Annotated in this window: 18 protein-coding genes; 8 read left to right on the forward strand and 10 right to left on the reverse strand. The window is 47.8% G+C overall.

What is annotated here, in order from left to right; genetic code table 11:
* Positions 1-23: 23 nt before the first annotated feature.
* Together BLU97_RS01355 and BLU97_RS01360 are read right to left on the reverse strand one after the other, a co-directional pair.
* Positions 24-1,403, reverse strand: coding sequence for an RluA family pseudouridine synthase (locus BLU97_RS01355; RefSeq protein WP_074759905.1), 1,380 nt, complete (start codon positions 1,401-1,403; stop codon positions 24-26).
* Entirely contained in the window at positions 1,385-2,197 is an 813-nt protein-coding gene (locus tag BLU97_RS01360) for a bifunctional hydroxymethylpyrimidine kinase/phosphomethylpyrimidine kinase (protein ID WP_013064698.1), read from the reverse strand. Before BLU97_RS01360 ends, BLU97_RS01355 begins: the two co-directional genes overlap by 19 nt.
* Before the next feature lie 77 nt (positions 2,198-2,274).
* Between BLU97_RS01360 and BLU97_RS01365 the strand changes: the two genes are divergently transcribed.
* From BLU97_RS01365 to BLU97_RS01375, 3 genes are read left to right on the forward strand one after another with little or no spacing between them, the layout of a single operon-like run.
* Positions 2,275-4,167: an AAA domain-containing protein gene (locus tag BLU97_RS01365; protein WP_074759906.1), complete on the forward strand. Its 1,893-nt coding sequence runs from the start codon at positions 2,275-2,277 to the stop codon at positions 4,165-4,167.
* 52 nt (positions 4,168-4,219) lie between these two features.
* Positions 4,220-5,350: an N-acetyltransferase gene (locus BLU97_RS01370; RefSeq protein ID WP_074759907.1), complete on the forward strand. Its 1,131-nt coding sequence runs from the start codon at positions 4,220-4,222 to the stop codon at positions 5,348-5,350.
* Positions 5,351-5,352: 2 nt separating this feature from the next.
* Positions 5,353-5,802: an MgtC/SapB family protein gene (locus tag BLU97_RS01375; protein ID WP_013064315.1), complete on the forward strand. Its 450-nt coding sequence runs from the start codon at positions 5,353-5,355 to the stop codon at positions 5,800-5,802.
* A 38-nt stretch (positions 5,803-5,840) separates the two neighbouring features.
* On the opposite strand, the gene BLU97_RS01380 is transcribed toward BLU97_RS01375, so the two are convergent.
* Genes BLU97_RS01380 through BLU97_RS01390 form a run of 3 tightly spaced genes read right to left on the reverse strand, consistent with a single transcriptional unit; the run spans position 5,841 to position 10,546 of the window.
* Positions 5,841-7,082: an esterase gene (locus BLU97_RS01380; protein WP_074759908.1), complete on the reverse strand. Its 1,242-nt coding sequence runs from the start codon at positions 7,080-7,082 to the stop codon at positions 5,841-5,843.
* A gap of 15 nt (positions 7,083-7,097) precedes the next feature.
* Entirely contained in the window at positions 7,098-8,204 is a 1,107-nt protein-coding gene (locus BLU97_RS01385) for an alpha/beta hydrolase (RefSeq protein WP_074759909.1), read from the reverse strand.
* The gene (locus tag BLU97_RS01390; protein ID WP_081352808.1) at positions 8,204-10,546 is read right to left on the reverse strand and encodes a beta-glucosidase; all 2,343 of its coding nucleotides are present in this window, start codon (positions 10,544-10,546) and stop codon (positions 8,204-8,206) included. Before BLU97_RS01390 ends, BLU97_RS01385 begins: the two co-directional genes overlap by 1 nt.
* Before the next feature lie 332 nt (positions 10,547-10,878).
* Between BLU97_RS01390 and BLU97_RS01395 the strand changes: the two genes are divergently transcribed.
* Complete coding sequence (locus BLU97_RS01395; RefSeq protein ID WP_081352809.1) at positions 10,879-13,224, forward strand: DUF4842 domain-containing protein; 2,346 nt, start codon at positions 10,879-10,881, stop codon at positions 13,222-13,224.
* Here the strand turns inward: BLU97_RS01395 and BLU97_RS01400 are convergent.
* Positions 13,221-14,504 (reverse strand): LruC domain-containing protein, encoded by a 1,284-nt coding sequence (locus tag BLU97_RS01400; RefSeq protein WP_074759912.1) that lies wholly within the window; start codon positions 14,502-14,504, stop codon positions 13,221-13,223. The genes BLU97_RS01395 and BLU97_RS01400 overlap by 4 nt on opposite strands.
* A gap of 170 nt (positions 14,505-14,674) precedes the next feature.
* Here BLU97_RS01400 and BLU97_RS01405 point away from each other — a divergent pair, with 170 nt between their 5' ends.
* From BLU97_RS01405 to BLU97_RS01420, 4 genes are all read left to right on the forward strand, one after another.
* Complete coding sequence (locus BLU97_RS01405) at positions 14,675-17,062, forward strand: hypothetical protein (protein WP_139208685.1); 2,388 nt, start codon at positions 14,675-14,677, stop codon at positions 17,060-17,062.
* 137 nt (positions 17,063-17,199) lie between these two features.
* On the forward strand, positions 17,200-18,432 hold the full coding sequence (locus tag BLU97_RS01410; protein WP_074759914.1) for a nucleoside recognition domain-containing protein: 1,233 nt from the start codon (positions 17,200-17,202) through the stop codon (positions 18,430-18,432).
* Between the two features lie 2 nt (positions 18,433-18,434).
* Positions 18,435-19,892 (forward strand): lipopolysaccharide biosynthesis protein, encoded by a 1,458-nt coding sequence (locus BLU97_RS01415; RefSeq protein WP_074759915.1) that lies wholly within the window; start codon positions 18,435-18,437, stop codon positions 19,890-19,892.
* Positions 19,893-19,901: 9 nt separating this feature from the next.
* The gene (locus BLU97_RS01420; RefSeq protein WP_074759916.1) at positions 19,902-22,025 is read left to right on the forward strand and encodes a S46 family peptidase; all 2,124 of its coding nucleotides are present in this window, start codon (positions 19,902-19,904) and stop codon (positions 22,023-22,025) included.
* 35 nt (positions 22,026-22,060) lie between these two features.
* Here BLU97_RS01420 and BLU97_RS01425 read toward each other — a convergent pair whose 3' ends face one another.
* From BLU97_RS01425 to BLU97_RS16310, 4 genes are all read right to left on the reverse strand, one after another.
* Positions 22,061-22,552, reverse strand: coding sequence for a DUF5675 family protein (locus BLU97_RS01425; RefSeq protein ID WP_074759917.1), 492 nt, complete (start codon positions 22,550-22,552; stop codon positions 22,061-22,063).
* A 44-nt stretch (positions 22,553-22,596) separates the two neighbouring features.
* Complete coding sequence (locus BLU97_RS01430) at positions 22,597-24,678, reverse strand: DUF3987 domain-containing protein (RefSeq protein ID WP_254771632.1); 2,082 nt, start codon at positions 24,676-24,678, stop codon at positions 22,597-22,599.
* Between the two features lie 107 nt (positions 24,679-24,785).
* Positions 24,786-25,220 (reverse strand): hypothetical protein, encoded by a 435-nt coding sequence (locus BLU97_RS01435; protein WP_074759918.1) that lies wholly within the window; start codon positions 25,218-25,220, stop codon positions 24,786-24,788.
* A gap of 94 nt (positions 25,221-25,314) precedes the next feature.
* On the reverse strand, positions 25,315-25,437 hold the full coding sequence (locus BLU97_RS16310) for a hypothetical protein (protein ID WP_262503152.1): 123 nt from the start codon (positions 25,435-25,437) through the stop codon (positions 25,315-25,317).
* Positions 25,438-25,496 lie beyond the last annotated feature (59 nt).

The following is a 25,496-nucleotide window of genomic DNA, read 5'->3' on the forward strand; positions in this document are numbered from 1 at the left end:
AGCTAATTATCTGCAAACATCCATCAAATCGGCCATATTTTTTTGTCTTTCGGGCAAAAAAGATGCAAACGCTTACCTGTAGTTGGATGTACAAAAGCTATCGATTCGGCCTGAAGATATAGTCGGTCGGCCTTATGACCATAAAGTTCGTCACCTAGAATCGGGTGTCCTAACCCTTCCTGGTGTGCACAATGCATTCGGAGTTGGTGAGTACGACCTGTATGAGGATAGAGGGCGAGAAGGGTTATTGAATGATGAGTAATGGGTGATAGCTGATGGTCTAACACACGATATTCAGTGATGGCACGTTTGCCGTGCTCATAATCAACTATCTGACAAGGTCGATTCATCGGATCGCTACTCAACGGCAAGTCGATAACACCATGAGCCTGCTGTACTTCGCCCTCAACAACAGCTAAGTATTTCTTCTTAATAGTACGGGCCGCAAACTGATCCTGCAAATGGTGATAAGCCTCGGTTGTTTTGGCTACCAACATAATGCCAGAGGTCATCAAATCCAAACGGTGAGGCAACATCGATGCTGCCCATCGTTCCTTTGCCCATGTAGCCACCGAATAATCATCAGTCTTCCCCGGTACACTCAGCATACCCGAGGGCTTATAAACAGCCGCAATCGTCTCGTCCTCATAAATTACTTCGATGCCTTGATGCAAGAAACCCGAGGTTTCCGGGTCAGGATCAACTTCCAAGCCTTGCAACATCCAAGTAAGCACAGGTTTACATTTACCTCTGCAAGCAGGATAAAACTCACCATGGTATCGCACCTCGCTTTTAGGCGAAGGTCCCCACCAGAATTCAGCCATACATACCGGTTTTAGATGTTGCAGATAAGCATACTGCAACAGTTTTGGTGCACAGCAATCACCAGTGCCACCTGGTGGTAAGGGAAATTTCTTTTGTATTTTGGGGTTCTGGTGATAGTCGCGCCATATCTCCACCAAATCCTTTATTTCGCCATTGGAATTTAATATCCTATATTGTTGGAACAGCCATAATTGTAAGTTCTGCGACATCTCTTTGTGTAGGCTTTGGGTTTCAGGTGACGGGGTTTGGTTAAGTGCAGATATTTCGCGCTCTTTCTGCTTGAAATAGCCATCAGGCTGCTGGGCATCAAAAACGGGCGGCACGAAATAGTCCCAATCGTTACGTCCTTCCAACAGCCCAGAATACGCTGCCAGGAAACTTAGGCCGTTGTCAACTTCCACAACCAGCACCCCAAACATCTTACCTTCCTTCGGACTTATTCTTTCAATCTCCTGCTTCACCTCGTCGCATGCCAACAGACATAGCGGATGAGGTTCGTAACAGAAAGGCCAAGTGAACCGTTCTGGCTTGGGGATGTTAGTATGAAGAGGGTGGATGATCATAAGAGATCGAGACATTTCTCTACTGGAATACCACGATTCTTATCATCGGTATCCTTATAGCGCTCAATCATACGGAATACGGTATCCATTGCTGTACGGGTACTCGTCTTCAGACTCTCGCCATTCAGCAGATGACCAATCAATACCGCTGAGAAGATATCGCCAGTGCCATGGAACAAACCAGGAATCTCATGATACTCCAGGTGAAAGTAGCTATCGTCGTAGTGATTATAACCCACCACCGCATTGCGTCCATCGACCTTACAACTTGTTATCAGAGCCGACTTGGTACCTATCTTACGCAGCTCGTCCAACAAATCGCCAGCCTCTTCCCAGCTAATACCTTCCATTTTGATTGGTGTATTGGTCAGGTAGCAGGCCTCGGTATAGTTAGGAAAACAGAGATGTGCTACCGACACCATCTCGCGCATCAGCTCCACCTGACGTTCCGTCATGCCATTATACAGTCGTCCGCCATCACCCAGAATCGGGTCAACGAATACCGTAGTACCCTGTTCGCCCTGCTCCTTGCAGTAACCAGCCACCAGTTTGGCCTGCTCATCGCTGAACATCAGGCCTGTACAGATGGCATCAAACCCAAAGCCAAGCTCCTTCCACACAGGCAGAGTGCCACGGATATAATCGGTGGTATCCTGGATATTAAACTTTCCGTAGTCGAGTGTATTAGACACAAGGGCTGTAGGCAAGCTATACGTAGGGATGCCTAAGTAAGAGAGGATAGGCAGCATGGCTCCCATGCCAACCTTTCCATAGCCCACAACATCGTTAATAAGCAATATCTGTTTCATTTCGGCTGCAAAGTTACTATTTTTTTAAGATAAGTCGATAATACTTTCCTATTTTTTTGCTAACTTTGCACACGTTTATGGAAAAACAACTTGATTCGCCGATATTGGCACTACAGAAACAACGGCAACTGCTACAGATGGAGTATGAGGCCGAGAAAGAAGAATTCCGCCAGCAGACAGAACAAATGGGGCTGCAGCGGAAGATAAAACGTGGTGACGTATGGTTTCCGCTCACCGTTAGCAAAACCTATTACAACTCGCTGAACCAACGCGTTATAGAGGTTTTAAGACAAACCGACGAGGAGATTGAACATAATTTTGAATATGGCAAGCCCGTAGTTTTCTTCAGTGTGGATGCCGAGGGGAAAATCAGCTATTATAAGATGACAGCCAGTGTGAGCTATGTAGACGGCAACAGAATGGTTGTAGCTGTGCCCGATGGCATGGGACTAGTGGAGATACAGAGTGCCGAAAAGTTAGGTGTACAACTCTTCTTCGACGAGACCAGCTATAAGATGATGTTTGATGCACTTGACAGAGTGATGAGCGCCAAAGGACGATTAGGCTATCTACGCGACCTGTTTTATAACAGACAGAAGGCTGAGACATTCAACTTTAGTGCACTACACTTCTCGTATCTGAATGCCACACAGGAGGATGCTGTCAACAAGGTGCTGAGAGCCAAGGATGTAGCCATTGTGCACGGACCTCCAGGAACCGGCAAGACAACCACACTAGTTGAAGCCATCTACGAAACGTTGATGCGCGAAAGCCAAGTATTGGTGTGTGCTCAAAGCAACATGGCAGTTGACTGGATATCAGAGAAATTAGTCGACCGTGGCGTAAACGTCCTGAGAATAGGCAACCCTACCCGCGTGAACGACAAGATGCTATCGTTTACCTACGAGCGCCGCTTTGAAGCCCATCCCGACTATGAGATGTTGTGGGCATTAAGAAAAGCCATACGTGAGGTTCGAGCCAATCGCAAAAGAGGCGACCAGAAATTTCACCAAAAGGTGGAGCGTCTGAAAGAGCGTGCCACCGAACTGGAAATGCGTATCAAGAACGATCTGTTCAGCGAAGCGCGTGTGATTGCCTGCACCTTGGTAGGCTCGGCCAATAAAGTGCTTGATGGTCAGAAGTTCGGCACTTTATTTATTGACGAAGCAGCCCAAGCGCTCGAAGCCGCCTGCTGGATACCCATGCGACGTGTATCGAGAGTGATACTGGCTGGCGACCACTGTCAGCTGCCACCCACCGTTAAATGCTACGAAGCCTTAAAGGCAGGATTAGGAAAAACGCTGATGGAGCGCATTGCTGAGAACAAGCCTGAAGTGGTAACGCTGCTGAAAATGCAATACCGCATGAACGAAGAGATTATGCGATTCTCGAGCGACTGGTTTTACAACAACCAGGTGGAAAGTGCACCAGATGTTAAATACCGCAGCATTCTGGACCTGGATATACCGATGACCTGGATAGACACCTCACAATTTGATTTCCCCGAGGAGAGCGGCATCACTTTCAAAGAAGAGTTTGTGGGCGAAACTTTCGGACGTATCAATAAGGCTGAGGCAGAATTAACCATGCTGGCCTTGCAACAGTATTTTGAAAAGATTGGCAAGGAACGCATACTTGAAGAGCGCATAGACGTGGGTGTTATTTCACCCTATCGCGCCCAAGTACAGTATCTGCGCCAACAACTGAAAAAGCGCGAATTCTTCAAGCCTTTCAAAAGTCTTATCAGCATAAATACCGTAGATGGATTCCAAGGGCAGGAACGCGACATCATTATGATTTCACTGGTACGTGCCAACGACCAGGGGCAGATAGGTTTCTTGCGCGATTTGCGCCGTATGAATGTAGCCATCACCCGTGCCCGAATGAAACTAATCATACTTGGAGATGCTTCGACACTGACTCGTCATCCATTCTATAAGAAGCTCTACGATTACATAGAAGCCCTATAAAAAACTTCATAAATGTTTGCGAGTTTCGTTTTTTTATATTACTTTTGCACCTATGATAAAGATAAAAAGGGTTGAAACTAAGCGTGAGCTTAAGCAGTTCGTACAGTTCTATTACGACCTGTACAGGGGATGCGACAGTGCTGTGCCCTATCTCTTTTCAGATGAGATGTCAACGCTTCGCCGCGATAAGAACCCTTCGTTTGAATGCTGTGAAGCAGAATATTTCTTAGCATACAAGAATGGAGAGATTGCAGGACGCGTGGCTGCCATCATTAACCATCGCGCCAATGAGCGCTGGGGGTGCCGACAGGTACGCTTCGGTTGGTTCGACTTTATCGACGACCCCGAAGTGAGTACAGCGCTCCTGAAAGCTGTAGAAGACTGGGGCAAAGCAAAAAGCATGACAGAGATTGCCGGTCCGTTAGGCTTTATCGATACCGACCGCGAGGGCATGCTTGTTGATGGATTCGACCAGTTATCTACCATGTACATTAATTACAACTACCCCTACTATCCTCAGCACATGGAGCAGAAGGGGGGATTCGTTAAGGACAACGACTATGTAGAATGCAAGGTAAAAGTACCTGAAGTAGTGCCTGCCAAGTTTGCCAAAATTACCGAAATGGTACGTAAGCGCTATGGCTTGAGGGTGCACAAGTTTACCCGCAAGGAACTGGTAAGCGATGGCTGGGGCCGCGAGGTATTCCATCTGCTGAATGCAACCTACAAGGATTTGTACGGATTCTCGGAACTTTCACAACACCAGATAGACAAACTGGTGAACGATTACATTAAGATTGCCGACCTGAACCTGGTTACAGGAATTATGGACGGCGATAAAATGGTGGGATTTGGTGTAACCTTCCCCTCGTTCTCACGTACCCTCCAGCGCACTCGCGATGGCCGATTCCTGCCTTTTGGTTGGTGGGAATTGCTGAAAACACTGAAATGGCATAACACCGATACCGTCGACCTGTTACTGATAGGTGTACTACCCGAGTATCGTGGCAAAGGTGCCAACGCCCTGATTTTCGACGACCTGATTCGCCAGTTCCAGCGCTATGGCTTTAAATGGGCAGAAACAGGTCCACAGATGGAGACCAACGAGGGTGTACTCTCGCAGTGGCAGTATCTGGATACCACTATTCACAGACGACATCGTTGTTATCGTAAAAAGATATAGTTATGGACATGACTTGGGAGTTTATATTACGTATATTCGTAGCCGCACTCCTTGGAGGCGCTATCGGACTGGAACGCGAATACCGAGCCAAAGAGGCAGGTTTGCGCACCCACTTCTTAGTGGCATTAGGCTCGGCAGTGTTTATGATAGTATCAGCTTACGGATTCGACGGCGTTATGAATACGCCCGAACACCGTTGGGATGTATCGCGTGTAGCCGCCCAGGTTGTATCGGGTATAGGTTTTATCGGCGCCGGCACCATTATCTTCCATAAAAGCGAGAATGTGGTTCGTGGTTTAACCACCGCAGCAGGTTTGTGGGTAACAGCTGCCATCGGTCTGGCCTGCGGAGGCGGTATGTATGTACTCTCCATAGCATCCACCGTTTTAGTACTGGTTGGTTTAGAGGCCTTTAACTTTGTACTTCGAAAAATAGATAAGCATAAGAAATAAAGAAGAACCCTCACCGATGGCGAGGGTTCTTTTTGCTATTACTTGAAAATCTTCTGGGCGAACATGGTGAGATAAATACGCCAGTTGCGCCAGATGTGACCACCATCGGTCTCTACATACTCATACTTGTAGCCCTTGCTATCCCAGTAGTTACGCAGGTCGACTGTGCTCTGATACAGGAAATCAGTCTTACCCATACCCATCCAGTAGAGTTTTGGCTTGCTACCGAACAGCTTAGCACTCTGCTGTGCAAAGGTTTTACTATTCTCAATCTGCTTGGCAAACGAAACCTCGTATGTACCATTCTCCAAGTGCAAACCTGCAGAGAAAAGACCGAAGTAATCGAACTTGTTAGGATAGAGCAGACTTACGTGGAAAGTGTGACCACCGCCCATCAACAAGCCACAGATAGCACGGTGAGAACGATCCTTCAGAGTGCGATAGTTGGCATCAACATAGTTTACGATATCCATAAAGCTCTCGGGGATTGATGCTGCAGCAGGAGCTGTAGGACCAGTACCTCCGTCGCGGAAGCCTGGAGTGTACATACCCCATGACCACTCTCCAGGAGCAGCCTGACAGTTGGGATTACCATTTGGCATAACTACAATCATAGGCTTAGCCTTACCTGTAGCAATCAGGTTATCGAGAATCTGTGCAGCACGACCGAGCTCGCTCCAGGCATTCTCATCGCCACCTGCACCATGCAACAGATACAGCACAGGATACTTACCACCCTTATCATAACCAGCAGGGGTATAGATAGTCATACGACGCTGCATCTTCAGCGTTGGACTGTTGTACCAAACCTTGCTCAGGTTTCCGTGAGGCACCTCGTTTACCTTATACAAATCGCCTTTATCGCCCTTCTGGTCGCTTACAATAAAGATATTTGTAAACGATACGATGTCGCGATTTACGTAGATATTAGCAGGATCCTTCACACCAGTCATACCATCGATATTAAAGGTATAGCTGTACATCTCAGGAGCCAGCTTATCGGTGGTAAAGCTCCACACGCCATTCTTACCCTCTTTCAGTTCAGCAACACCTGGGGCATCGTACTTGCCATAGCCAGGAATGTCGATCTGCTGAGTTGGCAGGAAGTCGCCAGTCACCTCAACCTTTACGGCTTTAGGGGCAAAGAGATTGAATGTTACGGTTCCGTCTTTGTTTACAACGGGTGATTGAACACTGGCACTGTTGAAGAGTTTCTCCTGTGCCTGAGCGCCAACACAGCACATGGCTGCTAGCGCTAAAGTCATGATTTTTTTGTTCATACGATTGTTATAATGCTATTTAAAAATACGTTGTGCTAATTGGTGTAAGTTTTTGCGCCAAGTGTACCAAGTATGACCGCCAGGAGCGGTGTAGTACTCGTATTTGACGTTGGCAGCATCGAAAAGTTTAAGTGTGGCCAAACCATTCTGGTAGGCGATATCCTCAGGATCACCCTGTGTAAATACAAGCTGGCACACGTTTTTCCTGATTCCATCGGCTGCCTTATTAAGACGCTGGCGATAACCCTCAAACTGCTCCTTCTGGGCAGGGAACCATCCTGCACTCAGCACCCAGAAATATGCGAACTTATCGTTGTCGTTAAGAATGGTCTCCATCGTTTCCATACCACCCATCGACAGACCAGCCATCGCACGGTGGGCCTTATCAGCAACTACACGATAGTTATCTTCAATATAAGGAATGATACTACCTACAAGATCCTGCTCAAACAAGGGCACCTCGTCCATCATGTTCTTTACAGGGATAGAGCCGTTGGGCATCACTACCACCATAGGCTTCATCTTACCCTCGGCCATCAGATTGTCGAGGATATTACCAGCACAGCCTACACCAGGCCACGAGGCATCGTTATCGCCACCGCCATGTATCAGATAAAGCACAGGCAGTTTTTCGGCACTCTTTTCATAACCAGCAGGTGTCCATACATGCAGTCGGCGCAAAGTTTTTAATACCTTACTATAATAATAGCGCTGGGCAATGGCACCATGAGGGATATCGGCACGCATATCGTAGAACTGCTTGCCATCACCAATATTAGCCAAAGCCGAAGTCTCTGCAGAGAGTGCGCCTTTAGGATCCTGCACTTTCACACCATCGACGGTAAAATTATAGCGATAAACGCCATCCTTCAAATCACTCACAACTGCCGTCCAAACACCATTATCGGCCTTAGTAAACTGCAAGGGTTTGCCCCAAGGCATGGCATCACCGCCAAAGCCAACCTGCTTTGCGTTAGGAGCATAAATACTGAAAGCCACATTGCCATTACCCAAGTTGCGAACAGGTTGTAGTGTATCGTTAGGTGTTGGCTGCATCTGCCACTGTGCCATCATAGGCACAGCGCAGAATGTCAGCGTCATTATTGAAAAGAAATGTTTCATTATCGCTTTAACAAGTTAAGTTTTACATTAGGTTTCATCACATTGTTTACTTTCTTAGTCCAAGCCTTTACATTTGCAGATGCTTTAGCCTCAATATCGTTGGCCGATGAACAAATCAGGAAGTTGTAGCGACCAGCATCGGTTTTCCAAGCAGAAGCTTTCTCGTTGAACGATGCTAAGTCCTCTACCTTTACCAGCATGGTAACAGTCTCTGTCTGTCCAGGCTGCAGCAAACTTGTCTTAGCATAGTTGCGCAGTTCCTTTTCAGGTTTGTTCAGTTTCTTGTTGTTTGGCGCAGCCACAAAGAGCTCCACCACATTGCGTCCAGCCTTCTTACCGGTGTTCTTTACATCAACCTTAACGGTGTAAACGCCATTAGCTTCGCTCACGCTCATATTCTCATAAGCAAAGGTGGTGTAACTCAGTCCGAAGCCGAAGGGATAAGCCACAGGCTTACCAAAGCTATCAAAGTAACGATAGCCTACGTAGATATCCTCTTCGTAGTTGGTAAAGTCGATATTGGCCTGAGGCTTGCGCTCCTTAGGAGCCTGATCCTTATTATAACCCCACATAAACATAGCTCCTAAAGTTTTATCATCAACATTGCTGGGGAAGTTCTTATCGGCATAAGCATCGCCATATTTTATCTGGAAAGTCATAGGCAGCTTGCCGCTGGGGTTCACCTTGCCACTCAGCACATCGGCCACAGCAAATCCACTCTCCTGACCGCCCTGCCAGGTGCAAACCAGAGCATCAATCTGATTCTGCCAAGAAGCTACATCGATAGGACTACAGATATCCAGCAGTACAAGCACCTGCTTACCCTTGGCATGATAAGCCTCGCTTACAGCCTTAATAAGCTTGGCCTCGCCCTCTTTCAAGTAGAAGTCGGCTTCGCTGCGATCGGCAGCCTCACCACTTTTACGCCCCAAAGAGATAATGGCCACATCCGAACCTTCGATAGCAGCATTGAGCTCATCGGCAGTAAACTGCTTCTCATCGGCACGTGCAGGTGGCATGAGTGAGAATGGTGGACGACCATTGGGGAACAAACGCTTTTCCTCGGCAGCAATATGCTGGGTGTAAGTACGAATCAGTGGCTTATAAACTTCGTAGCCAGCTGAGCGCATACCCTCAACAAGCGATACGGTATAGTGACCTACAGAGGTGCCACCAAAACCAGAACCACCCGAAATCCAATTATAAGATGTGCAACCGAACAAAGCCACGCGCTTGCCTGTTAATGGGAGTATGCCACTATTCTTAAGCAGTACGATACCATCGGCACCTACCTGGCGAACCGTCTGGGCATGCGCTTTCAGATCGGGTTCATTGTTATACTTGTAACCTTTGAAGTTATGGGTCTTTATCACATATTCCAGAATGCGCTTAACGTTGGCATCGAGCACCTCCATAGGCAGTTTTCCACTCTTAGCAGCCTCAAGGATAGCCTGATACTGCTTGTCCTGACCAGGCTGCAGCATATCGTTACCAGCCAGCATAGCAGCTACGGCATCGTCGCCAGCATTCCAGTCGCTTACAAACATACCCTTCCAGCCCCATTCGTCGCGAACGATGGTAGTAAGCAGTTCACGGTTCTGTACGGCGTATGGACCATTCAGCTTATTATAAGAGGTCATAATAGTCCAAGGATTGCTCTCCTTAACCATTATTTCAAAAGCCTTGAGATAAATCTCACGGAGCGCACGCTGCGACACCTGAGAGATATTGTTATTGCGGTTTGTTTCCTGGTTGTTAGCCACAAAGTGCTTCGGGCATGCTGCAGTACCCTCGCTCTGCACGCCACGTACATAGCCAGCAGCGATGGTTCCTGAGAGATAAGGATCCTCAGAGTAATACTCATGGTTGCGCCCACACAATGGGTTACGGATAAGATTCATGGCAGGCGACAGAATCCAGTCGAGCCCGAACTCGCGCACCTCGTTACCGATGCCCTGACCAACCTTAAAGGCAGCCTCGCGGTCCCAGGTAGAGGCCAACGTCATCGAAGCCACAAAATCCGTAGGATAGTAATCGTTATGATCCCAGGCACGAGTGGCATTCATACGCAAGCCTTGCTGAGAGTCGGCACAATAGGTTTCGGGGATACCCAAACGAGCCACCGAGAATGTACTACCGGCTGTACCAGGGAATTTGGCCTCATCGTTAAAATGCATGCCGCGCCCCAGTACCATGTGGCACTTTTCTTCGAGAGTCATTGCCTTTACAATCTCATCAATGTTTTCAGCCTTTAACTGCTGGGCAGTTGCATTAAGGCTGCAGCCACACATGGCAGCTACAGCCATTACAACCAAACAAATGTTATGAAACGAAATTTTCATTGTTTAATTTATATTTTTTAGTTATTATGAATTTGGTTTCTGGGTGCAAATATACGATAATATTTTGAAACTTGCGAGTGCAAAGGTAAACAATCTTTCAGAATGTTGCTTTCGATTGCGTACTTTTGTTTTTCACCTATGTTCAAATCAGTTACAACGTTTTCTGATTTGTTCAAAACCGTTCTGATTTGTTCAAAAAAGACCTGCGTCATTGTTAAAAACAATCCTTAGGTAGATAAAAAACGCTAAAGCACTTGGTTATTACAGATAAATTGCATAATTTTGCATCCGAATTAATTCATTTGCACATTATTTTAACTCAAATTAGAGATATGAGAAAAAGCCTATCGAATGTAGTCACATTGCTGACGACAGGTTTAGCAATGGTATCCTGCATAGAAAAATACAGTTATGAGCAGGAGAGAGAAGAACAGGCTCTTAACAACGCAGAGCAAACACTTGGCTTTGCCATTCCCGAAGGACAGGATTGGGTTATGACATCAAAAGCTACCGCTACAATATCAATTAAAGGTCTGAACGACAACAACTGCACGTTATACGTATTCTCAAACAGCCCTCAGACAGAAGGCTATGGATCGGCACTTGCAACCAGCGAGGTTACAAGCACCACAACCGTTATTAACGACATCTTATACCCTTCGCACTTGGAAGGCGTTACCTTAGGTCTGAAGCAGAGCAACGGAAACATGACATTTAAATATGTAGATATTGTGGATGGTCAGATTAATGCCACCTACGATTTCAGTGATGCATCCAAGGCTCGCACAAGAAGCATTACCGTTAATGGAGATAACTACGAGGCATTCAATTTCCCTAGTAACGATGAGCTGAAAGCCGCTTTCCCCACTGCCATCCCTGCTAATGCAGACGAAGTAGCTGATTTGGAAACGCTTTATAAAGGAACTACAGTCCAGACACAATATGGTCAAACCACCATGGGGGATTTATATGCCATCTATGCCAATAAGATTGTTGAAGGTTACAATCTTAAGATAACCAAAAAAGGGAATGGCACTGTAGAGCTCGGTGGCAGCTATCAGAATTCCGGCTGGGATAGTGCTGCTGGAAAGGAAATTGCACGCCCCTACAACGTCTATGTAAACGTAGATGGCGATCTAACCATCCGTCGCAATGGCGCCACTCATTTTAAACTGTATATTCTTAAAGGAAATGTAACCTTAGAGAGCAATTATGGCGAGCAGGCAGGTTCTATCTCTGTAGCCGCAGGCGCAACTCTGAACGACCAGCGTAACAGTGTTGCAGCCAATCAGGGCGTCAAGATATACAACCGCGGAACTATCAATGCCACCAACAGCGAAAAATACGACATTGGCAACTTCAGTACTGTTTACAACGAAGGCAAATTTAATATTAGCAGCAAAATGAGTTACTCGCCTGGTGATGCTAACACATCTTACTTTATCAACTATGGCGATGACGCAGAGCTCTCAGCAGCATCTATGACCCTGAACTCATCGTGCCACTTCTACAACAGCGGTAAGGTTAATATCACCGACGACACATTTGTTACGCAGTCGGGTATCTACTGGATAAACAATGGCCATTATACCACTGGCACCATGACATTAAGTGCCAAAAACGCCACCTTCTATAATTATTGCCAGCTGCTTGTATTAGGCAACGCCCACATGTACGATGGCGAGTTAAACCTGATGAACGACAGTTACACAGAGACCAATACAGCCGACTTCGACAATTTTATTGTAAATATGGGCGGAAATGCTGGATTCAATGTAAAGAACGGCAGTAATTGGGGCGCTCAAGGCGATGGTACATTCCAAGGATTCAGGGCATCGGGCGTGAACAATTATGTACGTCTGGGCGGCAACACAACAGTAGCAGGACACCAATACAGCCTCCAGACAACCGGCAATATAACCATTGCCGTAAATAACATTATCGATTTGGGTGCCGGTAACTCTGGCGTTCAGCCCACAGTTCAGTTTAATGAAGGAAAGAAAGAAATAGCATTTAGCAAACTGCATGCTACATCTGATGAAAACAGTTGTGGCGCAACATGGAGTTCATCAACCACCGTTGTCACCCCACCTGTAACATCTCAGGTATGGACCTACGCTTTTGAAGACAACACCATTTATGGCGACTATGATATGAACGACGTAGTGCTGAAGGTAAGCGAGGATCCCAACAACGAGAATCAGCTGATAGTCAAGCTGGTAGCAGCAGGCTGCGAGTTCGACAACGAATTGTATTACGACGAAACGCCCATTATGTTTAAGAACAAGCGCGACGGTGGCGAAACCAACGAGGTGCATGCCGCATTCGGTGTAGCCAAGGGTACACTTGTTAACACAGGCGAAGCCAGAAGTACCAGCGCTGATATTGTAGAGACTACGATAACCAAGCCAGCAGGCTTTAGCTTCCAGAACGCAAAGTTTAATATTGTGCCTCAAGGCGGTAACGACAAAGGCAATCACATTGGCATAGCAACTTCAGGTGCCCCATGTGGTATCATGATACCTACCGACTGGCAGTATCCCGAGGAGCGCGAAAGGATTACCAAAGCCTACGCAACCAGCACCCATGAGTTTAAGACATGGGCAACCTCAGCCGATCATAGCGAAGCCAAAGACTGGTACAGCTTCCCATCAGGAAAAGTGATGACTAAGAATTAGTAAGTCATCTTGATATTTGGGTGAAGATACCAATCGTAAAATCGCGTATGGTCTTCAGCCCACTCACCAAAAGAATGACCGAGTTCGGTATAGGCGCCCATCAGTGCCACAATGCCGTCCTCGGTTCTTTTTCTATAACCGATGCTCTGCCCTTCAAGGGGGTAATGGAAATCACTTTGTGGCACCATTAATGCCCAAGGCAGATCCTTAAATGTAGTATCCACAAAATAGTCCATGATGACCTGTGCCTCCTTGAAACGCTCAAGATGGGTTTCAAAAATACCGCTATTATATTCGGTAAGAATGAAAGGATCGAGATTATCGAGTGTAAAGTAGTTGAGCGATGATACATATTCTTCCTTAAATGTTACCACATAACTAACGATAGGCTCATCGGTTATCTGGTATGTTTCGCTCGACTGGTTAGACACATTATACTTTTTACGCTCAAGGATTCCATTGCCGGCACTGACTTTGAACATCATCGACTGATGCGCATCGCAGAAGAGATTAATAACAGCCTCGTTATTGCGCCCTGCAACCAGATTATCCGTTTTGTCGTAGAAATAATACGAGTTTTTAGCAATACCGTCATTAAACGTCTTTCCCGAAATGGTATATACGCTATCAATTGCACCATAACCATAACCATCCAGGCGCAAACAGCCAGCAATCTGCTTGGCGGCACCAACAGCCGCAAGCGTTACATGAATAGTAATCTGATTACGCGCCGTACGCTCTAGGGCAATACGCAGCACCACATCGTTATAATCGTAATCGTTACTGGGTTCCGGGAAGTTCTCCTCAAATAAATAGGTGTAACTCTGATTTCTTATGATTGCCATAGGTCTGCCCGTAGTAGCACTGGCAAAGCTCACATTACCCTGCGACGCGGGGACGGAAGTTACGGTATAATTCCCAGAAGCATCGACTAAGGCCGCATAGATTGAATCCTGCAGATAAGGCACGCTAAGCGATAGGATACCTTTCTGACCTTCCGTCACATCCAGACGGTTCATAAGCTCAACAGTATCTTTCTTCAGCGGATTACCTGTATAGAAATGTAACTGCGTGTATTTCGAGCCCGAAGGAACCTCGAAACGTAAACTTTTTACTTCACTCAGTTGCCACATGTGCTGCTGGTCAACACTATCCACAGCCGAATTATAATGTATAAGCTCACGATACTTCTTCTCGTCGTACATTTCCTTGTTGCACGATGTCATTCCAAGTAACACATAAACAGAAGCTACCAGTGTAATTATCAGACTTTTACGCATAAATATTTCGCTTTTTGCGGTCAAAATTACAAAAATATCTCTATTAATAGTGCATATTTCTGTAATATTTACAGATTTTAACCATCATACTGATACAAGAAATAAAAAAAAATGGTAACTTTGCACCGAAAATCGAAACAGTTACGTAACAATTTATTAAAGTCTACAATATGAAGAAGTATTTGATAGCAGGAGTATTGGCTCTGGTTAGCAATATGTTTATGACCAGTTGCCATGACACCATGGAAAATTACGGAAGCCTGGAGGAAGCGAAAAAAGCCCAATTTGCCGAGAACTTTGAGAAATTCTACGGTAAAATCAGTCCTACACAGGATTGGGGATTCAGCGATGCCAGCATAGCTGCAGCAAGAGCTATGACACGTGGAGTGGGCGATAATTCATGCGGAACCTGTATTAAACCCGACATGCCCAACTATCCCAGTGCTAATGCTCCAGCCGACATTACTGCCGCAGAGCGCGCCTATGTAAAGGAATGGTTTGAAACCCATCCTGGATTTACTAAAGGATTGAACATCAGCAATTTCTACGTCCAGCATGTATATGGCCAGGCTAACAAGCCATACAAAGTATGGTATGAAGCCTACGACCAAAACTACATGAACAATCACCCTGGAGCTACATCCAACTACTATCGCGCAGATTATAATGACAATGGTACTATCGACTACCTCAGTGTGGGCGATGGAACCAACTATACACATCTGAACGATTTCAACTCGAACGATGCTGGAACCCAATGGAAAACGGTATATATGGAAAACAGCTCGGCCTTGAGTTTCAAATATCATTGCAGTTGGTCGAACGAAGAGTTCACCTATTTTAAGTGCGCAGAAATCGATGTGCCAGGCGTAGGTAAGGGCTGGTACGTAGGTATGTGTATGTATGGTGAGAAAGACGATAATGGCAAACGAAAGATAAATAAAGAGCAAAAAGATTTGGAATATGCCGACGACTGGATTGTCAAGGTTATTCCTGGCAACGGCAGCACCATCAGCACCGATAAAGTTACCAAAGTGTATAAGAAGAAAACGGTAATGGTGCACAAGTGGGTATTCTGCGAGGACTTAGGTAGCTCGGCCAGCAACAAGGATTACGACTACAACGATTTGGTATTTGATGCAAAGATCATCGATGAATGCAAGGTGCTTAGAGATGCCGATGGTAACGAATCGGCATATACCGACGATGCTGCCCACACCTACTATGCCGAGGTAACACCACTGGCAGCAGGAGGCGAGTTAATGATTAAGTTTAACGTACTTAGCAACACCATCCACCAGATGTTCACCCCATCGGCTGAGGACAACGTACTGATAAACACCTGCCGACTGGACCAGGATTTACCAACTCCGCACGTTGAAGCCCTTGCCGGAAAGACAGAGCGCATCACCTTCGCATCGGCCGACGAGGCTAATATCAACAATATTGTTATTATGGTACGTTACATGCAGGTAGCCTATAGCCTTTCAGCATATAAGGGCGAGGCGCCTCATAAGATTTGCGTGCCCGTAGGTACCCGCTGGGCCTATGAGCGCACAGATATCAAGGATGCTTACAAAGGCTTTGAAACTTTTGTCAGCGGTGGCGCTGAGCCTTGGAGCACGACTGGTGTTGAAGACAACCTTTATCCACTGGATGGCGTGGCTTACGACATGAAGACCGATAAGACCGGAACAGTAAGCTACGAAGAGCTTAGCAGCAGCTCTACTACCACCTATAGCTACTCATTGGCCGACGCTGCCAACGAGCACGTATGGTGGAGCGATGTTACAGGTAGCACCAAGTTCGATAATTGGGTAGGATACGTAGCAGTTTCGACAGAAGTATTAAATTCAGCTGAAATTGGAAACGGAACCATTATCCGATTCTATTTTGCCAGCGAGAGTGACTATACCATAAAGGCAACAGATAATACCTGGGGCCTTTTTGAACTTAACAACACAGGTTGGAACAAGAATCTCATTAGCGGCAATGCAAAGAATGGTTATGTGGAGTTTAAACTAAACACCACCACGGCAAACCGCTTTAAGCAAAACGGCCTTATCATTCAAGGAACTGGTGCCACAGCACTTGCCCTTACTTACGACAACAGCCAGAAGGTAGCCGATGAGACACCAGTAGCTAATAATCTTTTGAGTTGGACTGGTTCCGTTGTATTTGGCCCATACAATCTGTCATCAGGTAATGCATTCATTGATTGTAACTTCAATTATGATGATTTTGTAGGTTCACCCAAGATTGAAATAGAATACACCCGAAATGCGCCAGAGAATTCATGGGATCCAACTGATTACTATTTGAGAGTATGTTCAGAAAACACCAGTATCGTTTTGTGTGAAGTTTCAAGTAGCGATGGTCAGTCTGATGCCGACGGAAAGAGTCATACCTCTGCTGCAGGAACCCAGTTCCGCGATATAAAGACGGTATCTGATAGCAATGTTTCTGCTTGGAGAGAACATTATGTTGGATGGAATCAGAAAAAAATGCAGTTAATTGGTCGAAATGTGACCGTTACTAAGATTGCCGTCCACAAGTAAATTCGATTTTTTATATTTAAAAATAAGACTTTAATAAATGTTGGGGAGGGCGTCTGCGTGAGCAGATGCTCTCTTTTGTATTTATTAGCTATAATGCTTGTTTATATCGGAAAAAAATCTTATCTTTGCACGCTGTTATGGTACTTAATTGGATTTGGATAGGATTCTTTATCATCGCATTTGTGATTGCTGTGATAAAACTGGTGTTCTGGGGAGATTTTGATGTATTCCCAGCCATGATGGATTCAACGTTCTCTTCGTCGAAAACCGCCTTCGAAATATCGTTAGGCCTCACGGGCGTATTGTCGCTGTGGCTGGGTATTATGAAGATAGGCGAAAAGGGCGGCGTGGTAAACGTGCTGGCCAAGTTGCTGAGTCCTGTTTTTACCAAGCTGTTCCCCGATATCCCCAAGGGCCATCCAGTAACGGGCAGCATTTTTATGAATATTGCCGCCAACATGTTAGGTCTCGACAATGCTGCCACTCCTTTAGGTCTTAAGGCGATGGAGCAGTTGCAGGATCTGAACCAGAAAAAGGATACAGCCAGCAACCCGATGATTATGTTCCTGGTTCTGAACACCAGCGGCCTTACGCTCATACCGATATCTATCCTGGTGTATCGCGCCCAGATGGGTGCTGCACAGCCCACAGATATTTTTATACCCATCCTGCTGGCCACGTTTTTCTCTACGTTGGCGGGCATCATCATTACCAGCTTTTTCCAGAAGATAAATCTGCTCAACAAAACCATGCTGCTTACCCTTGGCGGTGCAGCTCTGGTGGTAGCCACAGTTATCTGGGGCTTCGGACAGATGGACTCGATATTGATGAACAAAGTGAGCACCAGCGCCGCTAACATTATGCTGATGCTGATTATCATCGCCTTTATACTGGCAGGCGTTCGCAAGAAGATTAATGTGTACGATGCGTTTATCGAGGGTGCCAAAGAGGGCTTTACTACTGCTGTACGTATCATCCCCTACCTGGTAGCCATTCTGGTGGGCATCGGTGTGTTCCGTGCCTCAGGTGCGATGGACATGCTGATTGATGGCGTGAAATATGGTGTAGAGGCCTGCGGTGGTAATACCGATTTTGTAGGCGCGCTGCCTACTGCGCTGATGAAACCGCTGAGTGGCAGCGGTGCCCGTGGCATGATGGTTGATGCGATGACCACCTATGGTGCCGACTCGTTTGTAGGCCGACTGAGCTGTATTTTCCAGGGCTCTACCGATACCACATTCTATATTCTTGCAGTATATTTTGGTAGCGTAGGCATTGTAAAAACACGTCACGCTGTGGCTTGCGGACTGTTGGCCGATCTGGCCGGCATCATCGCTGCCATCGCAATAGCATACTTATTCTTTGGATAAAAATGGCAAATCTGAAATCATTAGCAAAAGACACGGCCATCTACGGCCTTTCGAGCATTGTAGGTAGATTTTTGAACTACCTGATGGTGCCACTCTATACTTACACACTGAAGAGTTGTGCCGACTACGGCATCTACAACGATATCTATGCCCAGACAGCACTGCTCATGGTGCTGCTTACGTTTGGTATGGAAACCACATTCTTCCGATTTATGAATAAGGAAGAGGGCGACAAGATGCGTGTGTACAGCACGGCACTGATGATGGTTGGCGGCGTGTGCCTCACGTTTGCTGCACTGGTACTGCTGTTTATCAACCCCATCGCCAGTGTGCTCGACTATCCCAACCACAAGTGGTACGTAGGCATGATGTTTGTAACCGTGGCTCAGGATGCCTTCCAGGCCATCCCCTTTGCCTATCTGCGCTACAAACATCGCCCCATCAAGTTTGCATCGCTCAAGTTGCTGTTTATCTTCATGAGCGTTACGCTGAACGTGGTGGCTTACTGGCTGATGCCGCAAATCAACCCCGAGTGGCAGATACACATCGGCTATGCCTTTGCCATCAACCTGCTGTGTACCACTATTATTTCGTTCTGCCTCATCAGCGAGCTGGTGGGCTTTAAGTGGCAGTTTGACGGCCAGAAGTGCAAGCAGATGCTCAGCTACTCGTGGCCGCTGCTGGTACTGGGTATCGCAGGCATACTGAACCAGGTGGCCGGACAGATATTGCTGCCACGTATCCTCGACTCTGAGGAGGGTCGCCATCAGTTAGGTATCTATGGTGCCTGCATCAAAATTGCAATGATAATGGCCCTGATTACCCAGGCCTTCCGTTTTGCCTACGAGCCCATCGTGTTCGGTTCGGCCAAGGATAAGAACAGCAAGGAGCTGTATGCCAAATCGATGAAGTTCTTTGTGATTTTTACGCTGCTGGCATTCCTGTGCGTGATGGGGTATATCGATATATTCAAGTACCTGGTGGGCGATAAGTTCCGCGAGGGACTGGGCATTGTGCCGATAGTGATGATGGCCGAGATATTCATGGGCGTGTACTTCAACCTGTCGTTCTGGTACAAGCTTATCGACAAGACTATCTATGGCGCATGGTTCTCGCTGGCTGGCTGCGCCGTGCTGTTTGGCGTTAACGTTATCTTCATCCCTCAGATAGGCTACTGGGCCTGCGCTTGGGGCGGACTGGCAGGTTATGGCACGGCGATGGTGCTGAGCTATATCGTTGGCCAGAAACAGAACCCAATCCCCTATCCTATCAAGGATATCGCCCTATATATGGTGTTAGCTGTTGCCCTGTTCTGTATGATGCAGGCCAGCAAGGGATGGCCCATGATAGCATCGCTGGGCTTTAACACGCTACTCATCGTGCTGTTTGTAGCGTTCATTATCCGCAGAGACATGCCCCTTTCAAGCCTGCCCGTTATCGGAAAAAAATTCAAAAACTAATAATATGTTATGAAAAAGTTACTTTTTACTTTACTTGCTGCATGCAGCCTTACAAGCGCTAAGGCCGACGAAGGTATGTGGACACTTTACAATCTGCCCAATGCCGTTTATGAGACCATGAAGCAGGAGAACTATGAGTTGCCTTACAACGCGCTGTACTACGGAGAAGATGCCGTTAAGAACTGCGTGGTTAACTTTGGTGGATTCTGCTCGGGTGTAGTGGTATCGCCCGATGGACTGGTGTTTACCAACCACCACTGTGGTTTCGAGGCCATCCGCTCGCACTCTACCGTTGAGCACGATTACATGCTTAACGGCTTTGTAGCTAACTCTTACGAAGAGGAGCTGCCCAACGAGCGCCTGTTTGTAAGCTTTATGATTGAGCAGAAGGATGTAACAGCCTATCTCGACTCATTAGGACTTAACAACCTGCCACAGGGCAAGCGCGCCCAGTTTGTTGATTCGCTCGAGAACGCTATGAGTAAGGACATCCGCAAGCAGGATTCAACCCTGCGCGTAGAGCTGAAGCCTTTCTACGAGGGCAACCGCTACTTCCTTACCACCTATCGCGACTTTGAGGATGTGCGCCTGGTGTTCGCCCTGCCTAAGTCGATGGGTAAGTTTGGTGGCGAGACCGACAACTGGATGTGGCCCCGACAGACTTGCGATTTCTCGGTTTTCCGCATCTATGTAGATCCCAAGACTGGCGGTCCTGCCAAGTACTCAAAGGATAACGTGCCCTATCACCCAAAGAAGTGGGCCCCCGTATCGCTACAGGGCTACGTGCCAGGTTCGTTCTCTATGACCATCGGCTATCCTGGCTCTACCAACCGTTACCTCTCAAGCTATGGTATCCGCGAGCGTCGCGACGCTGAGAACGAGCCACGCTATAAGACCCGCGAGGTTAAGCAGGACATCATGATCCGCCACATGCGTGCCGACGAGGCTGTACGTATCAAGTACGACTCGAAGTACGCCCAGAGTTCAAACTACTGGAAGAACTCTATTGGTATGAACAAGTGTATCGACTCTATCGGACTGATTAAGCAGAAGGCTGAGTTTGAGCAGAAGATACGCTGCTGGCAGGATTCTACGGGATTCCTGAAGGGCAAGCTGGACTTCGACCTTTTGGAGCGCCTGTACGCCAAGCAGTTCAAGGCCATCAAGGCTCTGACCTACTTTAGCGAAACCTTTGGCGGCCGTAGCGCCGACGAACTTACACGCCGTGCTTATCGTGCCCACAACGGTGCTACCGTTAAGGGCGACGAGAATAAGCCCAAGAGCCAGTACATCGAATTTAAAGATAATAGCGATGAGTGGGACGAGGCTACCGATAAGGAGATTCAGGCTGCAGCCATGAAGTTCTATCGCACTCAGGTCGAGGAGCAGTATCTGCCCAGCTTCTATCAGGTGGTTGACCGCGACTTTGGCGGCGACTATCAGAAGTATATCGACTATCTGTTTAAGAAGTCGCAGCTGATGAAGAACGGCAAGAAGATCTTCATCAACAAAAAGAGCTTCCAGAAGGATCCCGGCGTGGCCTTTGGCGAGAGTCTTAACAACACCCTGGCCGACATTATTGCCCAGGCTACCGAGGTTTACGACAGCATCGCCGTGCAGGAGCGCTACCTGTGTGCCGCCAAGCTGCGCATGGAGGAGGATATGCCTAACTACAGCGATGCCAACTTTACCATGCGCCTCTCGTACGGTCAGGTAGGCGAGTACCTGCTGGCCGGCAAGCCCTCAGGCTATTACACCACAGCCGAGAGCATTGTTGAGAAGATGAACCGCGGCGAGCAGGGCGTTATCGACTACGAGGCCGAGCCTATCATGAAGGAGCTGCTCTCTAAGAAGGATTTTGGTAAGTATACTGATAAGACCACAGGCAAGATGCACCTGTGCTTCCTGTCGAACAACGACATTACCGGTGGTAACTCTGGTTCGCCTATGTTCAACGGCAAGGGCGAGCTCATCGGCCTGGCCTTTGATGGCAACTGGGACAGCCTGTCATCAGACATCTTCTTCGACAAGCAGCTGGCCCGCTGCATCGGCGTTGATATCCGCTACGTGCTGTACATGATGGAAAGCTGGGGCAAAGCCGACCGCCTGATAAAAGAGATTGGTGCCAAGTAAGCGTTAGCACTTACAATGATAAAAGCCAGTGTGGACTACCTGATGGTAATCCACACTGCTTCTTTTCGGGCCTTGGCTTCGATGATTTTCTGCTTCAGCTCGTACACCCACTTACGACTCTCGAACAACCGTCCCACGCGCTGGTTGCGCCCCAGCAGTATGCAGCCCTGCGTGTCGGCCACGGTGTTGCCAAAGTGTATGCGTATGCCCTGCCACAGGCGGTTGAAATCCTGACCGCCCAACAGCAACGGCAACCACTTCTGGAACTTTGGCGAGTAGGTGATGACTACTGCGTAACGGCCCTCAGGGATGGCCACGGGCTTGATAGATTTTAGTTTGGTGGGCGAACGCAGCACCGAAGCCAGCGATACGGTGGTTTTGGTTTGGATGACAGGCGGTTCGAGGGTATCGCAAAAATACACCTCTTTCTCGCCAGCCAGATACTCATCGTCGATGCGTTCTACAATGGCCAGCCTGCCTATCGTGTACTGCTGGCGCTTAGCTATGCGTGTTAATATTATCTCCATAAAATGTTTAATCTTTAATGTTTAATGTACTAAATGTCACAAAGTCAAACGTCACAATTTCCTAATTTACGCCAGTGCGTGCGGTCGGTTTTCTCAATCCACTGGTCGCGATACCAGCGCGAAATGATTTTTCGCAGCCCGGCTTCGCCGCAGAATCCTCGCTTCAGCGCACGCAAATCGTCCATGGTAAACGTAGGTGCCAGCTGGTCGAAGATAGAGTGGTTAGAGCCATAGCGCACACCCTCGTCGCGGGCATCCAGGAACTGACTTTCCAGCGCCTCGCCAAAGGCCTTTATCTGCTGTTGCAGGCAGTATTCGGCCATCATGAGTGCAAACTCCATGCAGGCCTTGCTCTCCTTACTGCAACCGCTCAGCAGGTGAAACACCACACCACAGCGGAAGCCGATTACGGCAGCACGCTTGCGATAGGTGTCCTTCACGTGGTCGATATCCTTGGCAGCCTCAACACGCTTCTGTTCTACCCAGCCCTCGATGGCTCGGCGCAGGCGGGGCGTATCAACCAGTCCGGTGTAGCTGCGCAAGCGGCTTACGGCCTGTTGTATCCTGGCCACATCCTCGTCCGAACGCTTACGGAACTTGGGCATCTTGGCAAAGCTGGCATCAGGCATTTCGGCCACCAACACACGGCTCGAAAGTCCGTTCTCTATGTTATCGGCCTTAAAGCACTTGCGCAGGGCGCCGTTTGTTCCCAGCATAGTCCAGTTATATGCCACGTTTACCACACCACTCTCGGCTGCATCGCTATTGTAATCCTGTCCCCACTCGCCATGGTCGAAGCCCAAGCGATAGATATCGTATTTGCTCGACCACGAACCGGCACCGTTGGTTTTACGCAGCGTGTCGAGTTCCTCACCAAAGCTGTACAGGGTATGGTTCTGAGCGTTTTTGAAACGCTTAAGCAACGTTGAGCAGCTAACGGTTACGGGCACTACGCGAATCAATACATGCGGATCTTCGGGTGCCTTCTCGTTGGCTTTTCGCCCTTTTTTGCGCTCCTTCCACTCCTCTTCGCGCTTGCGGGCCAAGGCATCCTCTTCGTCGAGCTGCCGTTTCCATATGTCAACAGCATTCTTTACTACCGATTTGTTGCTGGCCTGCTCGCCACGGATTATCGACATCAGACCTAAACGCTGCGTGTTGCCATCGCAATACTCCACGGTTACCTGGTCGGCATAGGCCGCCGCAATGGGCAGCACGCCGCACAGCACGGGCAGATGCATACTTACGGGCACACCTACCAACGACTCTTTCAATCCGATGGGCAAGGCTTTTACGTTTACCTTTACGCCCGTTTCCTGTGCGGTGGCTTCGGCATCGTCGATTTCATCCGATGGAATACCCATTTCCAATGCATCCAGTATCTGCTGCATTACTTTGCTAACGCCCTTGGGTTCCTCCTTACAGGCCGAATCAACTACCGATTTCAGTTCGGCATCGGTCAGTCCGAAACGGGGCATCACCTGCATCAGCACCTCTTTCTTATTATCGCAGATGGCGCGCAGATTTACTGCCAACTTGTGCAGTTTTACGTTACGTTCGCCCTCGGCAGGCTCGCCCCCGTTGCGGTGCCACCACTCGGCTATGATAGAGCTATAGGGAATACCCTTGAACATCGGCGCAGAATTGCGCTCTTGTTCGTCCGGCTCAGATTTGAGCTCGTTGGATGTCAAGGAAAAATTTCCTTCACATTCCTCACTCACCTCGAACAGCTTCGGACTAACATACTTTGTATGATCCTCGGGCACCATGTAGATACACCTCGATACATCTTTTACGGCTGCATCGGGCGCAAATCCCGTAGCCTGCTGCATCAGCTGCTGAGCCGTTTCGGGCGTCATCCCATCCGGCAACTCCACCAGCACATGGGTGCCACGACGAACCGATTCTTCGATAAGCAAAATGGTCAATGGTGAATGGTCAATGGTCAATGTTTTAACAATCTCATCCGTATGCCCCTTCTCGTCAAAGTCGAGCATCAGTCGGTTAAGCGGCTTGATGGCATCGGCTATGGCTCGATGGTTGTTGGCGAATTCCGCGCAATGGGGTGTCCACACGGGCAATCGATGCTTCAGTTCATCGTCGCCCTTGGCTATACGCTCACACATCTGTGCCAATCAGGGCTCGCGGCGCAGCTGTTCCCACTCCTCTCGGCTGGCGGGGGTGCAAGGAGCGCCATGCCCCTTGCCAATACATGTAAATTTAATGGTGCTGATTATTGCTGATTCCATAAACAATCCTCCTTCCTTGTTTTAAAGTACGACATTACCTGATCGGCTTCCTCCTCATAGAGCGCCTTGGTTAGCGCCAATCCGTAGCGGCGGGGAAACTTAAACTCTACTATCAGCTGTTCGCGGTCGGGATGGCGCTGCTTGCGCTGGGGCACTATCTTTACGATGCCGTGCGCCGTCTCAAACAGCGTCTGATAGAGTGGTCCTCGACTGCCTGTACGCTTGGCCTTTACACGGGTCTGCCCATCGGGCATCACCTCAAGGTTGGCGCGGTAGTAAACGGGCTTGCCGTCGGTCAGGTCTACATCCTGCTCCCAGGGGCAGGGCTGGATATTAATATCACCATTAACCATAAAGTTAACGTTACCGTCCATCTGGACGTTTTGCTGAATAAGTTGTTTCTTAAATATTTTCTGCATTTTATCGAGTGTTTTAAGTGAGGAAGAAAGTGCTGAAATTAGGCCTTTTTCACTCGCGAGACTTTCGTCACTCACCTACCTCGATGTTAATAATTTAATAGGTGAAAAAGTGTTTTGAGTTAGTAACTCCCAGATGATTCACCTTGTTCATCTGCTGCTTTGCCTGGTTGGCACGAATAGCGCGCCAAGCCGCTTTTAAATCATTACGTTTCGACATTTTATTGTTTTTATTTAACGTCGCCTCCTTAAAGCGACCTTTTGATTGTTATTGATAAT

This window comes from Xylanibacter ruminicola, from assembly GCF_900107775.1.
Taxonomy (GTDB): Bacteria; Bacteroidota; Bacteroidia; order Bacteroidales; family Bacteroidaceae; genus Prevotella; species Prevotella ruminicola_C.